Raw genomic sequence first — 656 nt, 5'->3', positions numbered from 1 at the left:
CTGCCGTGAGGACCTGTCGTGTCGACGTTGCCGCCCGTGGTGCTCAGCGCCGATGAGCGTGAGTGGCTGAGCAGGCTGGTCAGGACCGGTGCCCATCCCGCGCAGGAAGTCCGTCGCTCCCGGATCTTGCTTGAACTCGATGACAGTCGCCGACGACCCTGCAGTCGTCAGGACATCGCGCAACGGGTCGGTGTCGATCCTCAAACGATCGCTAACGTGGCCAGGGTCTATGCGGAGCGTGGCGGGGATGTCGTTGCGACGATCCAGCGCAAGAAGCGGCTCACCCCACCGGTCGAGCCGAAGATCACCGGTGAGGTCGAGGCCCGAGTGATCGCGCTCGCGTGCTCGACCCCGCCGCCCGGTCAACTGCGCTGGTCGCTGCGACTGTTGGAAAGACACGTCGCGTTGGCCACCGACATCCCGGACATGGACCACTCGACCATCGGGCGGGTGTTAAAAAAACGGCGTTTCGTCCTCACCTGAAGAAATGCTGGACCATCCCACCGACCGCAAACGGTGAGTTCGTCGCGAAGATGGAAGACGTCCTCGCCGTCTACGCCCGCCCCTACGACCCCGCAGTGCCGGTGATCTGCATGGACGAGAAGCCCTACCAACTCCTCGACCACGCCCGCACACCGATCCCGGCCACTCCCGGC

1 protein-coding gene is annotated in these 656 nt (G+C 64.9%); it reads left to right on the top strand.

The window, feature by feature from the left end; genetic code table 11:
* The first annotated feature begins 18 nt into the window (after positions 1-18).
* On the top strand, positions 19-483 hold the full coding sequence (locus tag ACFPFQ_RS48260; protein WP_379630063.1) for a helix-turn-helix domain-containing protein: 465 nt from the start codon (positions 19-21) through the stop codon (positions 481-483).
* The last annotated feature ends 173 nt before the right edge of the window (positions 484-656 follow it).

This window comes from Pseudonocardia sp. GCM10023141, from assembly GCF_042653605.1.
Note: the sequence above shows the minus strand (reverse complement) of the source record. Positions and strands in the feature narration are given on the sequence as shown.